Annotated in this window: 14 protein-coding genes and 1 tRNA gene; 5 read left to right on the top strand and 10 right to left on the bottom strand. The window is 70.9% G+C overall.

The genetic code is table 11. From position 1 onward, the window contains the following. Window position 1: 1 nt before the first annotated feature. The 7 genes from ACFYXF_RS28305 to eccD all read right to left on the bottom strand — a co-directional run bounded on the left by ACFYXF_RS28305 (window position 2) and on the right by eccD (window position 8332). Window positions 2–460 carry a YbaB/EbfC family nucleoid-associated protein gene (locus ACFYXF_RS28305; protein ID WP_389353567.1) on the bottom strand — a complete coding sequence of 153 codons (459 nt, stop codon included), beginning with the start codon at window positions 458–460 and terminating at the stop codon, window positions 2–4. Window positions 461–569: 109 nt separating this feature from the next. Next, window positions 570–3869, bottom strand: a complete 3300-nt coding sequence (locus ACFYXF_RS28300) for an AAWKG family protein (protein ID WP_389353565.1) — start codon at window positions 3867–3869, stop codon at window positions 570–572. A 79-nt stretch (window positions 3870–3948) separates the two neighbouring features. Next, a complete protein-coding gene (locus ACFYXF_RS28295; RefSeq protein WP_389353563.1) occupies window positions 3949–4443 on the bottom strand; it encodes a type VII secretion system-associated protein in 495 nt (164 codons plus the stop codon). A gap of 124 nt (window positions 4444–4567) precedes the next feature. Further along, a complete protein-coding gene (locus ACFYXF_RS28290; RefSeq protein WP_389353562.1) occupies window positions 4568–4891 on the bottom strand; it encodes a WXG100 family type VII secretion target in 324 nt (107 codons plus the stop codon). A 51-nt stretch (window positions 4892–4942) separates the two neighbouring features. Continuing rightward, window positions 4943–5284: a WXG100 family type VII secretion target gene (locus tag ACFYXF_RS28285; protein ID WP_389353560.1), complete on the bottom strand. Its 342-nt coding sequence runs from the start codon at window positions 5282–5284 to the stop codon at window positions 4943–4945. 162 nt (window positions 5285–5446) lie between these two features. Next, the gene (gene eccB / locus ACFYXF_RS28280; RefSeq protein ID WP_389353558.1) at window positions 5447–6895 is read right to left on the bottom strand and encodes a type VII secretion protein EccB; all 1449 of its coding nucleotides are present in this window, start codon (window positions 6893–6895) and stop codon (window positions 5447–5449) included. 36 nt (window positions 6896–6931) lie between these two features. Beyond that, on the bottom strand, window positions 6932–8332 hold the full coding sequence (eccD, locus tag ACFYXF_RS28275; protein WP_389353557.1) for a type VII secretion integral membrane protein EccD: 1401 nt from the start codon (window positions 8330–8332) through the stop codon (window positions 6932–6934). Window positions 8333–8594: 262 nt separating this feature from the next. Here eccD and eccCa point away from each other — a divergent pair, with 262 nt between their 5' ends. Then, a complete protein-coding gene (gene eccCa, locus ACFYXF_RS28270) occupies window positions 8595–12569 on the top strand; it encodes a type VII secretion protein EccCa (RefSeq protein WP_389353910.1) in 3975 nt (1324 codons plus the stop codon). A 931-nt stretch (window positions 12570–13500) separates the two neighbouring features. Here the strand turns inward: eccCa and ACFYXF_RS28265 are convergent. Then, window positions 13501–14676, bottom strand: coding sequence for a S8 family serine peptidase (locus tag ACFYXF_RS28265; protein WP_389353554.1), 1176 nt, complete (start codon window positions 14674–14676; stop codon window positions 13501–13503). 179 nt (window positions 14677–14855) lie between these two features. Here ACFYXF_RS28265 and ACFYXF_RS28260 point away from each other — a divergent pair, with 179 nt between their 5' ends. Further along, window positions 14856–18149, top strand: a complete 3294-nt coding sequence (locus ACFYXF_RS28260) for a right-handed parallel beta-helix repeat-containing protein (RefSeq protein ID WP_389353552.1) — start codon at window positions 14856–14858, stop codon at window positions 18147–18149. Window positions 18150–18691: 542 nt separating this feature from the next. Here ACFYXF_RS28260 and ACFYXF_RS28255 read toward each other — a convergent pair. Further along, a complete protein-coding gene (locus ACFYXF_RS28255; RefSeq protein ID WP_389353550.1) occupies window positions 18692–20605 on the bottom strand; it encodes a TerD family protein in 1914 nt (637 codons plus the stop codon). A 125-nt stretch (window positions 20606–20730) separates the two neighbouring features. On the opposite strand from ACFYXF_RS28255, the gene ACFYXF_RS28250 reads away from it, so the two are divergent. After that, window positions 20731–21027, top strand: a complete 297-nt coding sequence (locus ACFYXF_RS28250) for a hypothetical protein (RefSeq protein WP_389353548.1) — start codon at window positions 20731–20733, stop codon at window positions 21025–21027. Further along, a complete protein-coding gene (locus tag ACFYXF_RS28245) occupies window positions 21024–21800 on the top strand; it encodes a hypothetical protein (protein ID WP_389353547.1) in 777 nt (258 codons plus the stop codon). The genes ACFYXF_RS28250 and ACFYXF_RS28245 overlap by 4 nt, the downstream gene beginning before the upstream one ends. 87 nt (window positions 21801–21887) lie before the next feature. Here ACFYXF_RS28245 and ACFYXF_RS28240 read toward each other — a convergent pair. After that, window positions 21888–21960 (bottom strand) — tRNA-Arg (locus tag ACFYXF_RS28240). Window positions 21961–22284: 324 nt separating this feature from the next. On the opposite strand from ACFYXF_RS28240, the gene ACFYXF_RS28235 reads away from it, so the two are divergent. Continuing rightward, a complete protein-coding gene (locus ACFYXF_RS28235; RefSeq protein WP_389353545.1) occupies window positions 22285–23904 on the top strand; it encodes a dynamin family protein in 1620 nt (539 codons plus the stop codon).

Raw genomic sequence — 23904 nt, 5'->3', positions numbered from 1 at the left:
ACTACCGTCCCCTCGGCAAGGTGTCGTCCGTGTCCTCGTGGATCTCGTCGCGCAGCCGGTCCCGGGACGGCCGTCCGTAACCGCTGCCGCCCTCCGGGTCGATCGCGGAGCCGAACATCCGGTCCCAGTCGAGGTCGATGCCCGAGCCGGCGCCCTCGCGCTGGGTGAGCGGCGCGAACGTGTCCATGACCTTGCGCGCCATCTGGGCCCGTCCCTCCTGCACGGCCTCCAGGATGGAGGTCGCCAGCTGCGGGCCGGGCATGTTGCGGTACTTGCCGTCCAGGAACCTCAGCCCGGTCAGCTCGCCCTGCGGACCGACCGTGATCTCCACCACGCGGTCCCGGGACCGCACGGTCGCCGTGGCCCGGCTGAGTTCGCTCTCCGCCTGGGCGACGGCCTCCTGCACGGCGGTCAGCTCGGCCATCGCCGCGGCCAGCTTCCGCTCCATCGACTCGCTCAACGGGCACCTCCCTGCTCGACAGCGGACATCCCGACACCGGACATCCCGACAGCGGTCATCTCGGCAATGGTCATCCGATACGGGGCCACGCGGCCCCGGGTCCTCCGGTTCACCGGCCGATCACGGCGGGCGCGCCCCCTTCGTCCGTTCCCCACACGTCGTCGTCCTCCGGCTCCCACGCGTCGCGGGCCCGGTCGCCGCTCTGCGTCTGGGTCTGCCCGGGTCCGCCGGGGCCGCCCGCCCCAGGGAGGAACGGGGTGCTGCCGGCGGTGGTGGGACCGCTCGCCGCCACCCGTACCTCGTCGTCGGCGTAACCTCCGGGATTGGGGCGTACGCCCGCCCTCGTACGACGGTTGCTGACCACATCGCCGTCGAACACGTTACGGACGCGCTCGCCGTTCTCCCCGCCGGCCCCGCCACCGCCCATACCGCCGCCCATGCCACCGCCCATCGGCATGCCGCCACCGGGCGACCCGCTGCTGCTCGCGGCGTTGCTCGCCACGTCCGAGCCGCTGGTGCTGAGACCCGGGAAGGGCCCGGCGTTCAGGAGCTGACGGGTGGGGCTCTGCTGGGCCCCCGACGAGGAGCCGTAGTCCAGCGGCGACTGGTAGGGGGAACCGTCGTACAGCTCCTCCTCGTACGAGCCGTAGTCGCCGTACGAAGGGCTGTTGAAGGAAGGGGTGTTGACGGAGGGCAGGCTGAGGTTGCCGTTGAGGTTGCCGGACGCCGTCGTGCCGTTCGGGTGGGTGATCGTGGTGGTGCCGGTGTCCGGGTCGACGGTCTGGACGGTGCCGTCCGGGTACTGCGTGACCACGTTGCCCTGCGGGTCCAGGTGGGTGGAGCTGCCGTCCGGATTGGTCAGCAGATCACCGGAGTTGAGCGGACCGGAGATGGTGGAGCCGTCGGGCCGGGTCACGGTCGAGGTGTGGGTGAGCGGGTCGATCGTCGTCGAGCTGCCGTCCGGGTACTCGGTGACCACACGGCCGTCCGAGTCGATATGGGTCTCGCCGCCGCCGGGAACGTTCAGCTCACCGTCGTTGAGGGAGCCGCCACCGAGGTCCAGCACACTGTCGTCGACCGGGCCGCTGATGTCGGTGGGCGACAGCTGGGACAGGTCGCCGTTGTTGAGGACGGACCGCCGTTCGGCCTCGTACTTGGCCTCCGCCTCGGCCTGCTTGGCCTCCTGCTCGGCACGGAGCCGGTCGGCCTTGGCCTCCTGCTCGGCCTGCTTCGCCTCGGCTTCCTTTTCCTTCTGTTCCTGCTTGGCTTCCTGCTCGGCTTCCTTGGCCTCGGCCTTGGCCTCCGCGGCAGCCTGCTTCTGCTCCTGCTCGGCCTCCTTCGCCTCCTGCTTGGCCTCCTGCTCGGCGCGGATCTGGTCGGCCTTGGCCTCCTGCTCGGCCTGCTTCGCCTCGGCCTCTTTCTCCTTCTGTTCCTGCTTGGCCTCTTGCTCGGCTTCCTTCGCCTCTTGCTTGGCTTCCTGTTCGGCCTGCTTGGCTTCCTGCTTGGCCTCTTGTTCGGCCTGCTTCGCCTCGGCCTCGGCCTCCTTCTCGGCCTGCTCCTTGCGCTGCCGCTCCTGCTCGGCCTTGGCCTGGTTCATCTGCGTTATCTGGAGCTGCTCCTGACGCGCCTGCGCCTCAGCCTGCTTCTGCTCGGCCTCCTTCTCCTTGGCCTCCTGCTTGGCTTCCTGTTCTGCCTGCTTCGCCTCGGCCTCGGCCTCTTTCTGTTCCTGCTTCGCCTCCTGCTCGGTACGGATCTGGTCGGCCTTGGCCTCCGCGGCGGCCTGCTTGGCCTCCGCCTCCTTCTCCTTCTGCTCCTGCTCGGCCTTTGCCTCGGCCTCCTTGGCCTCCTGCTTCGCCTCTGCGGCGGCCTGCTTTGCCTCGGCCTCCTTCTCCTTCTGCTCAGCCTTGGCTTCGGCCTCTTTCTCCTTCTGCTCCGCCTTGGCCTCGGCTTCCTTCGCCTTGGCTTCGGCCTCCGCCTTCTCCCTCTTGCGCTCCTCCTCGGCCTTGATGGCCTGTTCCTTCTGCCACTGCATGAACTCTTCTTGCTTCTTGGCCGCCGCAGCGGCGGCCGCGGCGGCTTCCTCCGCCGCCTTGTTCGCCTTCTCCTCGGCGATCTCGGACTTGTCCTCGGTGTATCCCTCCTTGAGGGTGTCACCGGTACGGGACTTGACCGAGCCGAGATCGAAGTTCGCGTTGCTCCAGGCGTCACGCAGGGAGTTCAGTGCGGAGACGGCCACTTTCTCCAGCCGGTCCTCGACGGACTTCTGCCAGAGCAGGATCGCCTGGTTCCCGATGTTCGCCCAGGTGCTGAGGTCCTTCAGCGGACCGAAGTCCTTGCCCGTCCAGTCGGCCGGCAGATTGTGCCCGCCGGCGAGCACGGCCTGGTGGCTGAAGTTCGCTTCCGCCTCATAGGTCGTGTAGACGGAGTCACCCAGGACCTCGACGTCATAGGTGATCTTCGTGATGTTGTGGTCCCACGCGTAATCGGTGATCGACGACAGGATCTTGTGCAGGTGCACCAAGGGGTTGCCGTCTTCCCACTCCCAGCTCGCCCATTCCCGCTGCAGATCACCGACGGCCGTCTGAAGGGCCGTCTTGGCGTCCCGGATCTCGTTGCCCTGCTTGGAGTAGTAGGTCCCGTTGGGGCTCATGTCCTCCGCGTAGTCGGTGTACATCTTGTTGAGCTTGTCGATGAGATCCCAGAAGACACCCGCCGCCTGGCCGCGCCAGGCTTCGTTCTCCTCGGTGCCGAGCCTGCCCTGCCACTCCTCGACCTTCTTCTGCTGGTCGATGAAGAACTTCGCCACCCGGTCGAACGAGCCCGCCACCACGTCGAAGTTCGCCAGGGTGACGGAACTGCCGTTGGGAACGGGCTCGCCGCCGAACGAGAATCCGTGGGTGCCCTCGGGGTCCCACAGCAACGCCTCCAGGGCGCGCCCGGAGCCGTAGCTGTAACGGTTCAGCGGCCGGGTGTCCCAGGTGGGCTTCCCGTCCATTCCCAGGTGGTTGTTGATGTGGCTGGTGAACGTCCCGCCCTCCGTCACACCACCGGTCAGCTCACCGTCCTTCTCACTGTGGTCCCCGAGCAGCGTGATACGCGCCTTGTGGTACGAGACCGTCGACCCCTCCCCGCCGCTGGCGGTGTAGAACGGGATGACGAAGTCAGTGTTGTTGATCTTGTACCCGGCGTTCTCGGACAGCCAGTTGTAGTCCTCCGTGTCGACGTAGTCCACGGAGTCCATGTCCGAGATCTCCACCTTCATCAGTGGGATGCCCTCGTTGCCGACCAGCGTGTCGAAAAGCCCGTCCCTGGCCGGCACGGGATAGCCGGTGAGGAACTTGACCGCCTCGGACCACACGTCATTGGTGGCGGTGAGATCGTTGGTGACTTTGCTGGGGTCAAGCGCCATGGCGGGGGGCCTTTTCGGGAGAAGGACTCAGGGTCCGGTGAGCGAGGGCGATGGCCACGCACACGGCGCGGCGGCACGGTCAGTCGTCGTTGTCCTCGGACGAACCGGGGCCCTCGGACAGGATGCTGTCCACGTCCTCGAAGAAGTTGACGAACTTCTTGCCGTCGATCTTGTCCATGTTCTCGTCCTGGGTCTTGAACATGTCCTTGATGGTCGCCTCCAGGTCGTCCTCGATCTCCTCGAAGAGCTCTCCCTGGTGCGTGATGATCGCCGTGACCTGTTCGACCAGCTCGGCCAGTTTCGTCGCGACGTTCCCGCCGTTGGTCCGGCCGCCGGTCTCCGTCGCCATCGTGCCGATCGCGAGCGGCTTCACCTGCCCGTCCAGGAAGCCGACAGCCGTCCCGCCACCCTCCGCCACGAGGTCGAACACCGCCGGCACCGCCCGCGAGTCGATCGGGGATTCGCCCTCGCCTTTCAGGGCGCTGATCGCAGTCCTGAACGGGCCGATGTCGTCCGTGAGGAAGGCCTGCAGCCACGCCTTGTTCAGATTGACCGTGGGAGTGTTCTCCGCCATTCCGTACTCCTCCTGCTCCTGCGTCCGTCAGGTCCCGCCCCGCGTCGAGGGGCACGAAAGGAACGGCCGTCCGCGGAATGCGCACGCGGACGGCCGCCTGGGTGGGCGTGCCGCCCTCATGGGGTCAGGCGCCGCCGATGCGCACGCTCTCCCAGAGCTGCGTCAGGGACTTCTCGCTGTACTGGTAGCTGTCGGACACCTCGTTCAGCAGGGCCGAGTTCTCGCCGAGGATCCGCTCCATCTCGGCGACGGCGTTGTTCCACGCCGCCTGCTTCTCGCCGTACACGTTCTTGTCGTCACCCTCCCAGGTCTCCTTGAGCTGCTGGAGCTCGGCGTCCAGGTTGGTGAGGATGCTGTCGATCGCCTTGGTCTGCTGGACCATGTCGTCGGCGGCGTTGTTCATGTGGGAGTAGTCGACGTAGATGAGTCCGTCGGTGAAGTCGGGCATGGCTGTCCTTGTCTTGAGGCGGTCGGGTCAGGGGTGGGGGGAGTGCGCCTGCTAGCCGCGCAGAGCCTCGAAGATGGCCTCGGACCGGCTGTACGCCTCCTGGATGGCCTGGTTGGACGAACCCTGCTGCTGGCCCTGGGACTTGAGCGTCTCGTTCAGCGTGTCGATCATGTTCTGCAGGTTGTTCGAGATGACCTCGGCCTGCTGGTCCCAGCGCTCCAGGAGCTTCTGGAACGCGCCACCGTCGCTGCCGGAGTAGCCGGAGGAGAGGTTGTGCTTCATGTTCTCGACGTCCTGGCGGCACTTCTGGACACCCGTGAAGGCCTGCTCCAGCGCGGTGACGCCGTTCTTGGTCGCATCCGCCTGTGACTGCTGCTTACCTGTAGGTGCCATGGATCCGCGCCTCCTGGGATTCTAGTGGTTCAAGTGAGCCTAGACATGCGTGAGTTGATCCATCAATGATGGACGTCACCTCTGCCCGTCCGGTTCGGTGGTTTGGGCAATTCGGCCTGAGAATTAACGTCGCGGACGCCTGGCGCTTACGACGACGGGCGATTACGACGCCTCGCAGCGCGGTGCCGTCGTGCCGCTCTCGCCCACCACAGCGGCCTCCGCGCTGAGATCGGGACCGGTCGGCAGCATCGCCAGCAGCGGCGAGGGGAGTCCGTTCGCCTGGCCCTCCGAGTAGCCGAGCGCGGACAGCGCCTTCGCCGTCCCCACCCGGTACTTCATCCCGGTGTCCGTCACCAGGTAGAGCGTGCCGCCCACCTGGCTGCCGCCCGCCCCGAGCGCCCGCACCAGGGCCCCGCCGCCGGGCCGTACGGTGATCCGGGCGACCGGCAGACAGGCCGGCGTCAGCCCCTCCGGCGGTGCCTGCGCGGCCGGGCCCAGTGCCGCCGCCGTCTCGATGGCCACGCTGACCCGGGGTCCCTCCGCGCTGGTCGTGATCCGTACGCAGGCGGTCGTGTCCTCGTCGATGCCGACCACCTCGGGCGGTGCCTGGGGCAGGTCCGGGTTCTGCGCCGCCTCGCTCGTGCCCGGCGTGAGCCGGCCGTTCAGGGCGTCCGCGCCCAGCACGGCGACCTGCGCGGGCCCGCCGTCGTACACCTTCTCCTGGGTGTCCGGGTCGCCGAGCAGCAGTGCGGCCCCGGTGGCGGTGAGCGGGGTCAGTCCCGTGCTCTCCAGCAGGTAGTAACGCTCGGCGGTGCCGGGCACGGCGACCCGGAACACCTGGCCGAGCCGGGTGCGCAGGCCGCCCAGCGAGGGTCCGGCCGCGCCCTTGTCCTGCACCTGCTGAGGGGCCAGATCGGGGCCGGACGGCAGGGAGTTGAGGAACGCCGCCGACACCGCCGTACGCGGAGTGGAACCGTAGCCGAGGGCCTCGCGGGCGTTGGACGCGTCGTCCAGGCGCAGTTTGCTGCCCCGCCACACCAGATAGTCGGCCTTGTCGGGGCCGGTCACCAGCAGCGCCCGGGTGGTGGGCAGGCCCGATGCGGTGGCCTCCCGGCCCACCGCGAGGGTGGTGCCGGTCGAACCGGAGGCGGTGCCCGAACACACCTGCCACGGGCCGGTGTCCAGGTCCCCGCCGCCGGGCAGCGCGTCGGGCGCGCCGTCGATGCCGACCGGTGCTCCGTGCGGTGTGTCGCGCAGCGACGCGGAACCGACCGTGACCACCTTCATGTCGGCGCCCATCAGCAGCCGCGCGGAGGAGTAGTTCCGCACCGGCCGCAGCCGGCCGTCCAGATAGAGATAGCGGGAGCCGGTCTCCTTGTTGACCACCAGGGTCCCGGTCGCCTGCCAGGAGTCCTTGGTGCCCGGCTTGAGCAGACCGAGGACGAACGCCCCGGCCGAGATCAGCACGGCGATCACCACACCGATGACCACCCCCCGGTTGGTCCGGCCCTGCGGGCTCTCCGGGGCGTCCGGGTCCGCCCGCAGCATGCTTGAGGTCAGCCGCCCCATGACGAACATGTGCGCCTGGACCTGATCGCGTTTGGACTGCATGACAGCGTTATCCCTTTCGGATCAGCCGTTTTCGAATCAGCCGTTGAGGGAGCGCAGCGCGCCGTACACACCGAGCACCCACAGGCTGAGCGGCAGCAGGCTGATCGCCATGGCCGAGTGGAGGATCTCGCCGATCCGCCCCCAGTACGGCACGAGCCGCCGTCCGGGCACGGTCCAGGAGGCGATGGCGAGACCCGCCGTGGCCGCCAGCAGACCCGCCGCGCTCACCAGCCGCATCCCCGGCGAGGACTGCGGAACGGCGACGACGACCAGCGCCAGCAGACCCGCCACGCCCGGAACCACCAGCGACAGCCGCTGCCAGACGTTCCCCAGGCCCCGCGCGTGCAGCAGGAGCAGCAGGGACAGCACCACGGCCATGATCGTCTCGGGCAGGTCGTCCTCCCGGGCCAGCACCGCCAGACAGGCCCCGGTGACCACGCCCACCGCCCCGTACAGCGAGGTCATCCAGCCGTCGGCGAGCACGGCACGGGAGGCCACCGTGGCGGTGGGGTGCGGCTCGATGCCCTCCTGCAACTGCTGGGCGTTGGTGGGCAGCGGCGGCATCCGCATCCCCGACATCCGGAACGACAGGGTCGGGACGAACGCCCCGAGGACCACGGCCGCGACCGCGAGGATCCCGGCGACATGCACCGGCGGCAGATCCGCCGCGAGCATCAGCACCGCCGCCAGCGCCCCGAACACACAGACCACGGTGAGACCGAGGAACAGCGCCGCGTACGAGGCCACGACCGCCAGCGCGAGCACCGCGCCGCCCGCCCCGGCCGCGGTCGCCGCGAGCAGCCGCGAGCCCAGCACCTCGTACAGCTCCGGGCCCTTCAGCTCCCCGCCCGGCAGCAGCCAGCCGGCCAGCGCCAGATACGGCCCCACCATGAAGCCGAGCGCGGCGCCGGCGCCCGCGTCGCCGACCGCCCGGCTCGCCGCGCCGGCGCCCGCGAGCAGCAGCAGCCCGGCCGCCGTGGCGAACACCGCGCGGGGTGCGGCGGGGCCGCCCGGCAGCGCGACCAGCAGGATGCCGGCCGCGAGCACCGCGAGAGCCGTCCCGAGCAGCAGCCACCGGCTCGCCCGGGGGCTCCAGCCGTAGGGCCGCTCCCGCATGGTGGTGGCGATGCCGTCCACCAGGTCGTCCAGGTGCACCTCGGGCAGCGCCTCGGCACGGGGCCGCAGGAAGAGCGTCTCGCCGTCCCTGAGGTCGTACGAGTCCAGGGTGCGTTCCTCGTCCAGCGGCTCGCCGCCGAGCCGCTGGAGCACCCAGCCGCCGTGGTCGATCCCGGCCTCTTCGAGGTCGTCGCCGCCGTAGCCGAGGACCGCGGGCAGCAGATCCGCGACGGGCACGTCGGCGGGCACGGCCAGATCCATGGTCTTGGCCGGGGCTCGTACCGTGAGTCGGCACAGCTCCGCCATCTGTGTGTCAGTCATCGGGCTTGCTCACGCTTCTCTGAAGGTGCTTTCCGTGTCCTGGACCGGAACGCCGAATGACATTCCGTCAAATACCGCGCCCGGCCGGTTCTCTGGCGAATTCGCCGTGCAGGACCGGTCGTTGGCGGCCGATGTGACGATCGTAGTATCAGGTGCACCGTGGGGCCGCAGCCGCCACCGGGACAGCGTCGCCGGTGCGGGCCGACCCGCCGCAAGCCCCCTCAAGCCGCCGTAAGTCCCCCGAAGGAGAAGCTCCTTGAGTGTGGTCCTGTTCCGCCGCCCGGCCCGGCGCCGAGGCCCGGAGATGCCCGACGGGGAGCTGAACCTCCAGGAGCCGCCCGCGCTCCCCGAGGTGGTGCCCGACTCCTCCGCCGTGTGGACGTACCTCCCCATGGCGATGATGTCCGTGTCCATGATGTTCATGTTCATGCGACCCGGAATGACCCGCGGCAGCGGCGGATTCATCTATCTCGCCCTCGGTGTGATGGTGGTCGCGGCCGCGGCGATGATCGTCGGCCAGGCCATGCGCCGCAGTAGCGAACGCAAACAGCGGCTCAAGGGCGAACGGCGCGACTACCTGCGCTATCTCGGCCAGATCCGGCGCAAGGTGCGCGGCGCCGTCGTCGACCAGCAGCGCGCGCTGGCCTGGCGGCACCCCGAACCCGCCGCCCTCTGGTCGATGGTCGGCACCACCCGGCTGTGGGAACGCCGCCCGCGCGACGAGGACTTCGGCGAGGTCCGGGTCGCCGTCGGCGAACAGAAGCTCGGCCTGAAGCTCACCCCGACGTCCACCAGCCCCGTCGAGGACCTGGAACCGCTCGCCGCACACGCCCTGCGCAGCTTCATCCGCGCCTACGCGACCGTGCCAGGCCAGCCCATCGCGATCTATCTGCGGGCCTGGGCCCGGGTGCTGTTCCGGGGCGACGAGGAGCGGATCCGGGCCGTGGCCCGCGCGATCCTCGCCCAACTGGCCACCTTCCACTCGCCGGACGACCTGTGGATCGCGCTGTGCGTGTCCGACGAACGCCGCGCGGACTGGGAGTGGACCAAGTGGCTCCCGCACGCCCTGCATCCGCACGAGACCGACGGCGCCGGACCCGCCCGGATGACGTTCTCGGCCTTCGGCGAGCTGATGGACTCGCTCGGCGCCGAGTTCGAGGAGCGGCCCCAGTTCGACCCGGACGCCCTGCCCGGCCGGGAGGAGCCGTTCACCGTGATCGTCGTGGACGGCGTCACCGTACCGACCGGACACCGGCTGGAGGGACCCGGCTTCCGCAACACCGTCGTCCTGGACCTGTCCGGCGCGCTCGCCTGGCGGCCCGGCCGGGTCACGCTCCGCTTCGACGTCACCGACGACGCCTTCGGGCTGGTGCGCACCGACCGGGACCGCAAGGAGCAGACCACCGTCCTGGGCCGCCCCGACGGCCTCGGTGTGGTCGGCGTGACGGGCCTGGCCCGCCGGATCGCCCCCTACCGCATGGGCCTGGGCACCGGCGTGGACGCCGCGGAACCGCTGGCCACGAACGTCGAACTGACCACCCTGCTCGGCATCCCCGACCTGCACCGCCACGAACCCGCCAGGCTCTGGCAGCAGCACACCGGAGCCGCCAGGCTGCGGGTGCCCATCGCCGTCGGCGTGGACGGCCGGCCGGTGGAGTTGGACATCAAGGAGTCCGCGCAGGGCGGCACCGGACCGCACGGCATGCTCATCGGCGCCACCGGCTCCGGCAAGAGCGAACTGCTGCGCACCCTGGTCCTGTCCCTCGCCCTCACCAACTCCTCGGAGACGCTGAACTTCGTCCTCGTCGACTTCAAGGGCGGCGCGACCTTCCTCGGTCTCGACGAACTCCCGCACACCTCCGCCGTGATCACCAACCTCGCCGGTGAGGCCGCGCTGGTCTCCCGTATGCAGGACGCCCTGCACGGCGAGTTGATGCGCCGTCAGGAACTGCTGCGGGCCGCGGGCAACTACACCTCGGCGCTCGACTACGAGAAGGCGCGCACCTCCGGAGTGCCGCTGCAGCCGCTGCCCAGCCTGTTCGTGGTCGTCGACGAGTTCAGCGAACTGCTCGCCGCGCACCGCGAGTTCATGGAGCTGTTCGTGATGATCGGCCGCCTCGGCCGCTCCCTCGGCGTCCACCTCCTGCTCGCCTCGCAGCGCCTCGACGAGGGCCGCATGCACGCGCTGGAGAGCCACCTGTCCTACCGGGTCGGTCTGCGGACGTTCTCCGCGATGGAGAGCCGAGGAGTCCTCGGAGTCCCCGACGCCTACCAGTTGCCGCCGCAGCCCGGCAGCGGCTTCCTCAAGTCCGGGGTGGAGGAGCTGACCCGCTTCCGCGCCGCGTACGTCTCCGGCGCGTACGAGAAGCGGGGCGGCGGCGCCCATCAGGTACGGGTGGCCAGCCAGACCGTGCCGTGGACCACGAGCCATGTCGTGCCCCGGCAACTGCCCGCCCCCGACCCGACCGCCGAGACGGAGGAGAGCGGCGACACGCTGCTGTCCGTGGCCGTGGAACGGCTGCGCGACGCGGGCCCGCCGGCCCACCAGGTGTGGCTTCCCCCGCTGGATCTGCCGGCCACCCTCGACCAGGTGCTGCCGCCGCTCACCCCGGACCCCGAACTGGGCCTCACGGCGGTCGACTGGGCGGGCCGAGGACGCCTGACCATCCCCATCGGCATCGTCGACAAGCCCTTCGAGCAGCTGCGCGACCTGCTCACCCTCGACCTGTCCGGCGCGGGCGGCCACATCGCGATCGCGGGCGGTCCGCAGAGCGGCAAGTCCACGATGGTCCGCACGATCCTGACCTCGCTCGCGCTCACCCACACCCCGCGCGAAGTGCAGTTCTACTGCCTCGACTTCGGCGGCGGAACCCTGGCGGGCCTCGCCGGACTGCCCCACATGAGTGGCGTAGCGGCCCGCCTGGACACCGAGCGGGTGAGCCGGACAGTCGCCGAGGTCACGTCATTGCTGGCGGCCCGGGAACGCTTCTTCCTCGCCGAGGGCATCGACTCCATGGCGACGTTCCGGCGCCGCCGGGCCGCCGGGGAGTTCCCCGACGAGCAGCACGGTGACGTGTTCCTGGTGATCGACGGCTGGTCCACGGTGCGCCAGGACTTCGACAAGTACATTCAGACCTTCGGCGCGATCGCGGCGCGCGGCCTCAACTACGGCATCCACCTGATCGTCACCACCGCCCGCTGGGTGGAACTGACCTCGGCGGTCCGAGACCAGGCGGCCACCCACCTCGAACTGAGGATGGGCGACCCGATGGACTCCGAGATCGACATGCGGCGCGCCAAGAGCGTGCCCCGGATGCCCGGCCGTGGCCTGACCCGGGACACCAAGCTCCACTACCTCACCGCGCTGCCCCGGATCGACGGGGTGGAGTCGGCGGAGGACCTCACGGACGGGGTCGCGGAGTTGGTGGCGGCGGTGCGGGAGAGCTGGTTCGGCCCGGCAGCCCCGGCGGTCCGCATGCTGCCCACGCACCTGCCGGTCGCAGACCTCCCCGCACCCGAAGCACCGGCGGGCGGCGGATTCCGCATGGCGATAGGCCTGGAGGAGCAGGAACTCTCCACGGTGTGGCACGACTTCACGGAAACCCCGCACCTGATAGTCGTAGGCGACACAGAAAGCGGCAAAACCAACATGTTGCGCATGGCGGCCAAGGCGGTAATGGACCGCTACTCGCCGGCCGAGGCCCGCATCATGGTCGTCGACTACCGACGCGAGTTGGTGGAGGCAGTCCCGGACGAGTACCGCCTGGGCCACGCCGTCTCCATCGACGCCCTCAAGGACCTGGTCGCGGGCGCGGCCCGAGCGGTCGCCTCCCGCCTCCCCGGCCAGGAGATCACCCCGTCCCGGATGCGACGGGCCGACTGGTGGAACGGCCCCCGCCTGTTCATCCTGGTCGACGACTACGACATGGTCGGCACGGGCCCCATGAACGCCCCCTTCGACCCCCTCCTGGGCCACCTGGCCCTCGGCTGGGAGGTCGGCGTCCACGTGATCCTCGCCCGCTCGGCGGCAGGCGCCAGCCGAGGAATGGGCGAAAGCCTGGTCCGCCGCATGCAGGAGGTGAACACCCCGCTGATCCTGCTCTCCTGCCCCCCGTCGGAGGGCTTCATCACGGGCTCCCTGAAGGGCCGCAACCTCCCCCCGGGCAGGGGCACACGGGTGACACGCCGCAACTCGACACAGGTGCAGACTGCGGTGCTGGGGGACGCGGAAGAGTAGCCAGGGGGAGCGGATCTCTGGGGCGGCCCTCGTCGAGGGCCGCCCCTTGCCGCCCACAACCGACGACGCGGCGACCGTTCCGGTCACGGCCCCTGTCCCGAAGGGGCCCGAGGGCTGCCACGGGGCGGGTTGCGGGCGTGGCCCTCGCGGAGGGTCGCGAGCGCAGGTCAGACGCGGCCGGACCACTACGGCGGACGACACCCACCCCGGTGCCTTCCCGGGACTCGGGCACGGCATGGGCGGTCCACGCAACTCCCGGTGACCGCGCGGCCCCGGTCCGGCGGGGCCGAAGGGCGCGGTGATCCGGCCGGTGGGGACGGTGACGACCGCCCCCGTCCGGCGGGGCCGAAGGGCGCGGTGATCCGGCCGGTGGGGACGGTGACGACCGCCCCCGTCCGGCGGGGGCCGAAATCCTGGGCGGGGCCTGCGTCCGTGGAGCGACCACCGCCAGGGTGGCTGCCAGCAGCGCCCCCGTTCCCCGGCCGCCCCTGTCCGGCGGGGCCGAAGGGCGCGGTGATCCGGCCGACGGGGGCTATGACGACCGCCCCGTCCGGCCGGGGCCCAAGGCCTCAGCGGGTCAGTCGGCCGGGCGCCGGTCCCGCCTCCGTGGGACGACCACCGCCAGGGTGGCTGCCAGTAGAACCCCTGTCCCCGCCGCCCCCGTCCGACGGGCCTGAAGGCTTGGGCGGGTCAGCCAGCGGGCCGCCGGCCCCGGGCCTGCCTCCGTGGAGCGATCACCGCCTGGGTGGCTGCCAGCAGCGCCCCCGTTCCCGCCGCCCCCGTCTGACGGGGCCGAAGGCTTGGGTGGGTCAGCCGGCGGGCCATCGGCCCGGGCCCGCCCCCGCGGGACGACCACCGCCAGGGTGGCCGTCAGTGGTGGCGCCCCCGCTCCCGCCGCCTCCACCCACCGGGAACCGAAGGCCTCAGCAGGTCAGCCCGCCGGGCGCCAGCCCCGGGCCCGCCCCCGCGGAACGATCACCGCCAAGGCCGCCACCAGCAGCAGTACCCCCGCTCCCGCCGCCGCCACGACCAGCGCCCGTCGGCGTGGCTCGGCCGACACCGCCGCCGGGACCACGGCCTTTGCGGGCCGGGGTGTCGCGCCCGGCGTCTCCGCCAGTACGGCCGTGAGCGCCGCGTACGGGTCCAGGCGGGGCGGTGCGGCCGGGTACGCGGCCTCCGTCAGTTGGCGGGAGACCTGCGTCGCCGACATCTCCGGGTGGCGTGATCGCACCAGCGCCGCCGCCCCCGCAGTGTGTGCGGCGGCGAGCGAGGCGCCTGAGCCGATGAAGTGTCCGTCCCCCCGGGGCCCGATGCCGACCACGGCGTCGCCGGGGGCGGCGAGGTCCGCGCCGGAGATCGACGGCGCGTTGTCCGGACGGCCGCCGTCGGGGCCGTAGTCGGTCACGGCCAGTACGCCGGGTGCCGCGGCGGGCCAGTACCAGGGCTCCGGGGCCACCAGGTCCCCCGTGGCCGAGTCCTTGGGCAGCGCGTCGGGGGCGAGCGGCGCGACGACCAGGGCGTCCTTGCCGCTCGCGTACGCGACCGCGCTCGTCAGCTCCGACTTGCCGCCCGCGAGCGCCACCCCGACGTAGACGACCGAGGCACCGGCGTCCGCGGCCTCCCGTATCCCCGCGGCGACCCGGGCCACCGAGGCGTTGCCGCGCTCGTCCGTGCCCCGTACGGCCAGGATCCGGGCCCGCGGCGCCAGCCCGGCGGCGCCCCCGTCCGCCGTACCCGCCGCCGCGATCAGACCCGCCGCGAACGTACCGTGCCCCACACAGTCCACGCCCGCGCCCCCGAGCGCGGTCACCCGCCCGGACAGCCCGGGGACGCCCGTACCCACCCCGGTGTCCACCACCGCGACCGTGACCCCCGCGCCCTGGGAGAGCGTCAGGGACCGGGTGTTCCCCAGCGCCGCCAGCGCCCAGGGCTGCCCACTGGCATGTTCGGCGGAAGCCGCGACGCAGGGCTCGTCCGCCCCCAGCACGGACCGTACGGCGGGCAGCCCCACGGAGTCGGCGGCCGCGGGAACGGCGGCCGACGAGGCCACGAGCAGGGCGGCGGCAACCGTCGGCCCACGGAAGCGCTGAGTACGAGCAGCACGCATGGCGCGATCCTAGGTGCCGGAGCTGACGGCGAGGCGGACGGGGTCACGACGTGAACTCCCTTGACGCTCCTGGAAGATGGCGGCCCCGGTCCCGTAGCCTGCACGCGTGCGCACGTCCGTACGACCGTACCCGGAAGGGAGACGCGCGGCGGCGGCACCACAACGAGGAGGATCGACGCGTGTCACGGCAGTTGCTCAGGGTCAGCTCGGACCAACCGGACAGCTTCCGGACGATCGGTGAGGCCCTGGAGAAGGCACGCACCGGAGCGGTGATCCGGGTCCAGCCCGGTCGCTACGCCGAGAACCTGACCGTCCGGACCCGCGTCACCATCGTCGCCGACGGCGAGCCGGGCAGCGTCGAGATCTGCCCGCGCCGGGGCACCGCGGTCGTCCTCGTCGCCGACGCGGTCATGCTCACCGACCTGACCCTGCGCGGCGGCAGCGAGGACCTCCCGGTGGTCGACGCACCGCGCGGCCAGGTCGCCATGGACGGCTGCACGGTCGTCGGCTCGGGCTGGACCGCCGTACTGGCCCGCGAATCCGGCTCCCTGGCCATGCGCGACTGCCGGATCAGCAACCCCAAGGGCGCCGGAGTCGTGGACGCCGCGTCCACCGGCAGCATCGTCGAGGGCTGCCTCATCGAGAACACCGGCACGTCCTCCGTCGTCATCGGCGAGGACGCCCGTACGACCGTGCGCGATTGCCGGCTGCGGGACGCCCGCGCCAACGGCGTCCTGGCCAGCGGCACCGCACAGGGCCTGGTCGAGGACTGCGACATCTCCGCCACCGACAAGCCCGCCATCGCCCTGGAGGGCAGCAGCTCCACCCGGATCACCCGCACCACGGTCCACGACACCTCGGTCGGCGTCTACATCACCAGCAGCTCCCGCCCGGTCCTGGAGCAGGTCGCCGTCCTCGACACCTCCGGCCCCGGCATCATGCTCGCCGACAACGCCGACCCCGAACTGCTGCGCTGCCGCACCGCACGCACCAAGGGCAGCGGCCTCGCCGTCACCGAACGCTCCCGGGGCACCTTCAGGGACTGCGAGTTCGACAACGCCGCCGCGCCCGCGATCCGCGTGATCGGATCCAGCGCCCCCACCCTCATCGGCACGGCCGTACGCGACTGCGCCGACAAGAACTGCGCCGTCCTGCTGGAGGACGAGTCGTCGCCGGAGTTCGACGGACTGGTCGTCTCGGACGCCGCCGCCGTCGGCATCCGTATCCGTACCGGCGCCAACCCACTGGTGTTCCGCGCCCGGATCAGCGACCCCGGCGGCCACGGCATCGAGGTCGTCGAGGACGGGCGCGGGCGCCTGGAGAACTGCGAGATCGACCGCGCGGGCGGCGCCGCACTCCGCATCGCCTCCGGCGGCAGACCCGAAGTCCGCGACACGGTCATGCGCGAGGCCACCGACAACACCGTCTCCGTCGGCCCGGAGGGCAACGGCACCCTCCGGGACTGCCGGATGGAGTCCGGCAGGGCCTCCGGCGTCGTCGTCGAGAAGGACGGCCAACTGTCCCTGCTGCGCACCCACGTCATGGACTGCGGCGCACACGGCGTACTGGTGTCCAACGGCGCCCGGGCCACCCTCACCGGCTCCCAGATCACCGGCAGCGTCGGCGACGGCATCCGCGTCGACAGCTCCGAGCCGGTCACCGTGACCGGCTGCACCGTACGCGACAACCGCGGCGCGGGCCTCAAGCAGTCCCGCGCGAGCGAGCGGCTCACCGTCGAGGACCTGAACAGCGCGGGCAACGCGGCACCGGACGCCTGGGGCGACACAATCGCCCCCGACGCGGCGTCGGCCTCGGCGAACGGCGAGAAGGGCGGCAAGACCCCCGAAGGCCCGCTGGCCGAACTGGAGTCCCTGGTCGGCCTCGCCGACGTCAAGCACCAGGTACGGACCCTCGTCAACGTCAACCAGCTCGCCCAGCGCCGCGCCCAACTCGGCATGCCCGTCCCGCCGATGAGCCGCCACCTGGTCTTCTCGGGCCCGCCCGGCACCGGCAAGACCACCGTGGCCCGCCTCTACGGCGGCATCCTCGCCGAACTGGGCGTGCTGCGCTCCGGACACCTCGTCGAGGTCTCCCGCGCCGACCTCGTCGCCCAGGTCATCGGCGGTACGGCGATCAAGACCATGGAGGCGTTCAACGACGCCCTCGGCGGGGTGCTGTTCGTCGACGAGGCGTACACCCTGCTGTCCGACGGCAAGGGCTCCGGCGTCGACTTCGGCCGGGAGGCGGTCGACACGCTGCTGAAGCTGATGGAGGACCACAGGGACGAGGTCGTGGTCATAGCCGCCGGCTACACGGACGAAATGGGCGCGTTCCTCAGCTCCAACCCGGGCCTGGCCTCCCGCTTCACCCGGACCGTGGAGTTCGCCAACTACTCGGTCGAGGAACTGGTCACCATCACCGAGAACATGTGCGCGGGCCACCGCTACGAACTGGACCCCAGCACCCTGGACGCGCTCGCCCGGCACTACGAACGCATGCCGCGTGACGCCACGTTCGGCAACGGCCGCGCCGCCCGCAAGGTGTTCGAGGAGATGATCGACCGCCAGGCGCACCGCCTCAGCACCATGCCCAACCCGGCCGAGAGCGACCTGACCCTGCTGCTGCCCGAGGACGTCGCCGACGACTCCGCCGCCAAGGCCGACGGCGGCCCCGGCGCCGAGGAACTCCTCGCCGACCTGCACGCCATGGTCGGCCTGACCGCCGTCAAGAACGAGGTGACGGCCCTGGTCAACCTGCTGACGGCCACCCGCCAACGCCAGGCGGCAGGCCTCCCGACCCCCAAGATCAGCCAGCACCTGATCTTCTCCGGCCCGCCCGGCACCGGCAAGACCACCGTCGCCCGCCTCTACGCGGACCTGCTGCGCTCCCTCGGCGTCCTGCCCAAGGGCCAGCTCGTCGAGGTCGCCCGCGCCGACCTGGTGGGCCGCTACGTGGGCCACACGGCGCAGCTCACCAAGGACGCGTTCGAACAGGCGATGGGCGGCGTGCTGTTCATCGACGAGGCGTACACGCTCACGCCCGAGGGCGCGGGCTCCGACTTCGGCCGGGAGGCGGTCGACACCCTCCTGAAGCTGATGGAGGACCACAGGGACGAGGTCGTGGTCATAGCCGCCGGCTACACCCACGAAATGGCCCGCTTCCTGGCCTCGAACCCGGGCCTGGCCTCCCGCTTCTCCCGAACGGTGCACTTCGAGAACTACACCACGGACGAACTCCTCGACATCCTCGCCCGCACCGCCACCGGCTACGGCTACGACTGCACCCCCGAAGCCCTCACCGACCTCCGCACCTACGTGGACGCCCTGCCCCGCGACCGCTCCTTCGGCAACGCCCGCACGGCCCGCCAGATCCTGGAAACGATGATGACCCGCCAGGCCGGCCGCATAGGCGCCCTCCCGGCCCCCGGCCTGGACGACCTCCGCATGCTCCTCCCGGAGGACCTCCCCCGCTGACCGAGGCGCCCGGAGACAGCGAAAAGCCCGCCGCGAGAGATCTTGTGGCGGGCTGGAATGAGTCTGCGAGCTTCTGACCTGTGCGGATGAGCGGAGCCGTGGGACTGGCGGGCGAATTTCCAACGTTCTCGGGAAGCAGAGGCCGTACTGGCCCTCATGGTGAGGGCGCCCACCGAGACAACCAGGTTTCCGCAGGCTGCGCCCGCAGGGCATCACTCACTGCGGTTCATGCGCTGCACGAAATCGGCGCGGGCGAGCCCCGGCCATAGGCGAGTCCTGGAGAGAGTTCACTGCTGAGTGTTGGCGGTCGCGGGCGTCGGCCGCGGCTGCCGTCTGCGTGGCGACTCAACAGGTTTGCGCATCTGCCCCCGCTGCGCACCCACACCTCCCGGCGCACGTGCTCGACCGACCTTCCGCCCGCACCGCGTGCCCTCCCCTGACCGTCCACGACACCTGTTCTGCAGCGCACCGAAGGCCCGCATCGACTGCCCGCCGGGCCTGATCCAGGGGATCCACAGAACTCCGCCTCCGGCCACCGTCGTTCAGTCGGCGATGGCGACCCCGTATCCGCGTGCGAGGGTGTCGAGGTCGTGGTCGTAGCCCTGGCCGACGGCACGCATACGCCAGACCGGGCCCCTGCGGTAGATCTCCGCGAGCAGCATGGTGCGTTCGGTGGTGGCAGCGTCCAGGGTGGCCCGGGCGAGAGGTGCCCCGCTGTCGCCGGGGGCGGCGCCGATCTGGATCGCGCCGACCGTTCCGAAGGTGACGATGCCGTCGATGGCCGCGGCGACGACGACCTTGCGGGTCGCGGGCGGCAGAGATGCCAGGTCGAGGGCGATGGTCTGTTCGGCGGGGCCGCCGGTCAGTAGCCGTACCGTCCCCGCGGGGCTCTCCGGAGCTCCGTAGAAGATGAAGTCCTCGTCGAAGGTGACCTGTTCGTCCTCGTCGAGGATGAAGGCGACGACATCGATCTCGCAGTCGGACCGCGGGGCCCAGCCGACGGTGACATGCCACTCCGGCGCGGGTCTGCCGTGCGGCATGGGCAGGTCGATGACGCCGCCCCTCGGCATCACGTGCGGCTCCCAGGGGCGGGGAGGAGCCGACACGCCCTGGTCCGTGGCGGTCGGAGCGGTGAGCCAGTGGAGGTCGTGCACGGGGAGCCCAAGGGCGGTGATGCGACCCATGCGCCGGTCACCCTCCCCTCCCGGTAGGAGCACGACGTCGGTGACACTGGCGGACAGATTGACCGCCGCGGACCCGCCGAGCTCGACGACACGGGTACGAGCCGCCGCGGCATCGGCATGTGCACCACCGAGCACCAGCACGCGACGCACCGCCAGTGGCTTGGCCAAGGTGCGGGTTGAGGGCTCCGGTTGGCGCGGAGTGGGTACGGACACGCCAGGGGCGCTCGTGGGAAGGGCCGCTGTTTCAGGGACAGGGGTGCCAGAACTTGTGGCGGACACCGGCTCCATGGGCCCGACGACTGGTTCTGCTTCGGGCTCAGCCACCGGGGCGATCTTGACGGTTGTCGCCTCATGCGCTGTCCCCGGCTCTACGGCGGCCAGCAGCCCCAGGAAGGTGAGCTCGTCGATGACCGGCACGCCTTCGGCCAGTGCCCGTCGGGCCTTTGCCGAACCGGACGCCGGTTCGTTGGTGACCAGCACGCTGGTGTGCCGGCTGACGGAGGTCACCATGTTCAGTCCGGCGGCAACCGCCCGCCCGACCAGCTCCGCCCGGGCATGGGCGGTCTCCCCGGTGATCGCGACCTTCATCCCTTGCCGGAGCGGCCCGTCGGGAGTCAGCCGTCCCGGATTGCGGTAGGCGCAGGGCGTCTTCGGCGGCTTCGGGGTGAACTGCGATTCCGCCCGTGGCGGGCAGCTCACCAGCGGCAGGGGCAGGTCGAGCCGCGCTGCCTCGCGCAGGGTCGCTCGCAGGATTCCGGCGAGCACCCGGGTGTCGTCCAGTGCATCGTGCGCACGCTGCTGGGGGACGCCGTAGTGGGCGGCGAGGGTGCCGAGCTTCATGTCGTCCGTCGGCGGATCCACTTGCCGATTCAGAGCCAGGGTGCACAGCCGCTGCGACACCGGCAGCCACAGCCGCGCACGGGCGAACTCGCTGGCCAGGAAGTCGTAGTCGAACTGGGCGTTGTGGGCGACGAGGATCCGGTCCTGGAGCATCGCGCCGATCCGCCCGGCGACCTGGTCGAAGGTCGGCGCGTCCCGCAGCCGCTCGACGGTCAGCCCGTGCACGTGCACCGGCCCCGGATCGCACCCCGGATTGAGCAGTGTCGAGAACTCACCGGTCTGCTCACCGTCCGGACCGATCGTGATCACCGCGACGGACAGCACCCGGTCCCGCCGGGCCATGAGCCCCGAGGTCTCCACATCGACCAGGGCCCAGTCGTAGGCGTAGTCGCCCGTGGCGGGCACGTCCAAGAAGGATGAGGCGAGACTCATGGCGCCAAGGATGATCCGACATAAGAGCCCCCTTCAACCTGAATGCCGATTTGCCCCCTCTGGAAGGCCGCGGCGAGGCGGTCGTCTCGGTAGCGCACCACGACTCCTTGAGGTATTTAGGTACTATGGCCATGGAGGTGTTGACGATGACGACGGCCGCGAAGTCGGTACGCCAGTCCCCGCTGAAGGTGGACCCGGCGACGGACAAATTGATCAGCCAGGGCGCTCATTTCCTCGGGTTGACGAAGAAAGACCTGGTGGCCGAGGCGGTCCGGGTATATCTGGAGCAGCGCCGTGAGGATTTGCGGTCCGGGATGGTGGAGGCGCTCAGTGTGCTGGACGGCTCGCTGAAATCGGATGTGATGCTGCTGACCGGGCTGACCGCGGAGGAGATCGACGCGGTCGGGGGAATCGAGGAATGAGCGGACCCGGCCCGCTGCGCCCGGCCCGCCCGACGCTCCGCTGCCTGCGTGAGGATCTGGGCCTCGCGGTGCCACCGGTCACGGCACCGCTGGACGAGATCGACCACCCGGTACTGGCCAAGGCGTCCGAGCAGTTCGCGGACGAGGACGGCAAGCACGAACGCATCCGGTCCGTGGACGACCAGGTGCTGTTCAAGGTCAAGGTGCAGCGCTGGCGCGGCGCGGTATGGCTGGACGCCGACCTGCCGTGGCTGGTCGCGGCGGGCCGACGCGAGGACGGCTCGGGCGATGACTTCTATGCGGCCCTGGAAGCAGACGGTCGCGCCGCCCGGGCTCGCTACAACGCGGAACATTCCGATGGACTGAAGACCGCGACGTACACCGCTCGCCTCCTGCCCGCACGCGAGGACCATGTCCGGTACCGCGCCGAGGCTGGTGTCCGCTTCGTGCGCCGTCTGCGGGCGACTCTGCTGGACCTGGCGCACGCCACGCTGCGCGACGGCCGTGAGCACACGCGCGAGTTCGACACCTTCACCCTTGGCCTCCAGGTGCGTGCGGACGACGGCCACGAGACCTACCTCGCCCTCCGGATCACCGGCTCCGTACCGCCGAACCTGACCGTGCTGATCCTGCGCAACGTCCCCGGCTGCGAGGCTGACGGCTGGTATCCGGAGTACGCCCTGCCCGAGCGGGACCTGCTCCCGGCCGAACAGGCTTGGTCCAACCTCATGGATCCACGCGCGGCCGCCCAGGTGCTGGACGAGGAGCGGTAGGACAGTCGAGGCGCTTGCCCTCGCGGTGATGTGCATCCGGACAAGAAAGAACCCCTCGCGCGTTTCCGCGGGGGGAGAGGGTGTGTGCGCCCCCGGCAGGACTCGAACCTGCGGCCAAGCGCTTAGAAGGCGCCTGCTCTATCCACTGAGCTACGGGGGCCGGGTGTGGTGGCCTCGGTCGCGGGTGGGCCCGGGTGCGGGCTGGTCCTTGACGTTGCCGGGGACAAGGATAGGGCTCCCGGGTCCTTGTCCTGGTTGCTTCGCCTCCGTGGCTCAATGTGGAGGTTCAGTGAAGCGGTCCTGATAATCGCAGGCAGGTACGAATCGTGCACCGATTTTGGCGTCCCGCGCATCGGGTGTTGTGCACTCGTTATGCCTGGACTATGCCTACGTCCCAGTCATCCCTTCCGTCCCTTGTGTTCCGTCGGCGCGCAGACATGCCCATATGCTTCAGAATTCCCCTAAAATTGGGCATTCTTCGCATGTGGTGACCTTGGACGTACGGCCTCAGCTGCTCGACGCACTCTCCGCCCTTCGCGACCGTGTCGCCGCCGCACGCTTCCCGCTGCCCCTGGCGGGGGCTCCACGCGCGCGTGCCAACCGCGACGAACTGCTCGCGCAACTCGACGACTACTTGGTGCCCCGCCTAAGGGAACCTGAAGCGCCCTTGCTCGCCGTTGTGGGCGGGTCCACCGGGGCCGGGAAGTCGACCCTCGTCAACTCCCTTGTGGGACGCCGGGTCAGCGAGGCCGGCGTACTGCGGCCCACGACCCGGACACCGGTCCTGGTCTGCCATCCCGAGGACCATCACTGGTTCAGCGGCATGCGCGTACTGCCCGACCTCACGCGCGTGTGGGTGCCCCAACAGGAGCCGGGACGCGACCCCGACGACGATCTGCTGCTCCCCGGCGAGGACGGGTCCCGGGTGCTGCGCGTCGAGACCGCCGACAGCATGCCGCGCGGACTCGCCCTCCTCGACGCCCCCGACATCGACTCCCTGGTCGCCGACAACCGTGTCCTCGCCGCCGAACTGATCTGCGCCGCCGACATCTGGATCATGGTCACCACGGCCGCCCGGTACGCCGACGCCGTCCCCTGGCACCTCCTGCGCACCGCCAAGGACTACCAGGCCACCCTCGTCACCGTCCTCGACCGGGTGCCCCACCAGGTGGTGTCCGAGGTGTCCCGGCAGTACGGCGCCCTCCTCACCAAGTCCGGCCTCGGCGACGTCCCCCGCTTCACCGTGCCCGAACTGCCCGAATCCGCCGGGGGTGGTGGGCTGCTTCCGGCCACCGCGGTGGCACCGCTGCGCGCCTGGCTCACCCAGCAGGCGCAGGACCCGGCCAGCCGCCAACAGGCCATGGCCCGTACGGCGTACGGCGTCCTGGACTCCCTCAAGTCCCGCATGCCCGAACTGGCGGGCGCGGCCGCCGCGCAGTACTCGGCCGCCCTGCGGCTCACCGCGGCTGTCGACGGGGCCTACGACAGCGAGCACGCGCGCGTACGGGGGCGGTTGCAGGCCGGTGCCGTGCTCGCCGGGGACGCGCTGAAGCGGTGGCGCGCCTTCCCGCTCGACTGCACCGCGGGCGAACTCCTCGACGCCCTCGTGGAGAGCCTCTGCGCCCTCCTGCTCTGCTCCGTCACCGCCGCCGACGAACGCGTCGACGACGCCTGGCGCCGCGAACCCGCCGCGGGCGCCCCGGAACTGACGGCCCCCGACCCGTCCCAGGAGAGCGTCGAACACCGTATCGGGATGGCCGTACGACGGTGGCGGCGCGAGCTGGAGGAGTACGCCGAGGAGGAGCTGCGCGCCCTCGACCGCGGTGTCGCCCCGGACGTCGAGGCGGTCGCCGCGCTCGTCGCCACCGCGCTGCTGGGCGGCCGACGGGCCCGGTCCGCCGGTGAGGGCCTCGCCGAACGCATCGGCGCCCACGGCGCCCTGCGGCTGCGCGACCGCGGCGGACGGCTGCTCGCCGACCACCTGGACCGGGTCATGCACACCGAACGCGAGCGCCGCCTCGCCCCGCTCGACGCCCTCGACGTCCATCCGGAGCCCCAGGCCGAACTCATCGCCGCGCTGTCCGTACTGCAGAAGGAGAGGTGA

Source organism: Streptomyces sp. NPDC002680, assembly GCF_042889145.1.
In the GTDB taxonomy this organism is placed as follows: Bacteria; Actinomycetota; Actinomycetes; order Streptomycetales; family Streptomycetaceae; genus Streptomyces; species Streptomyces adonidis.
This window is presented reverse-complemented; position numbering and strand designations above follow the sequence as displayed.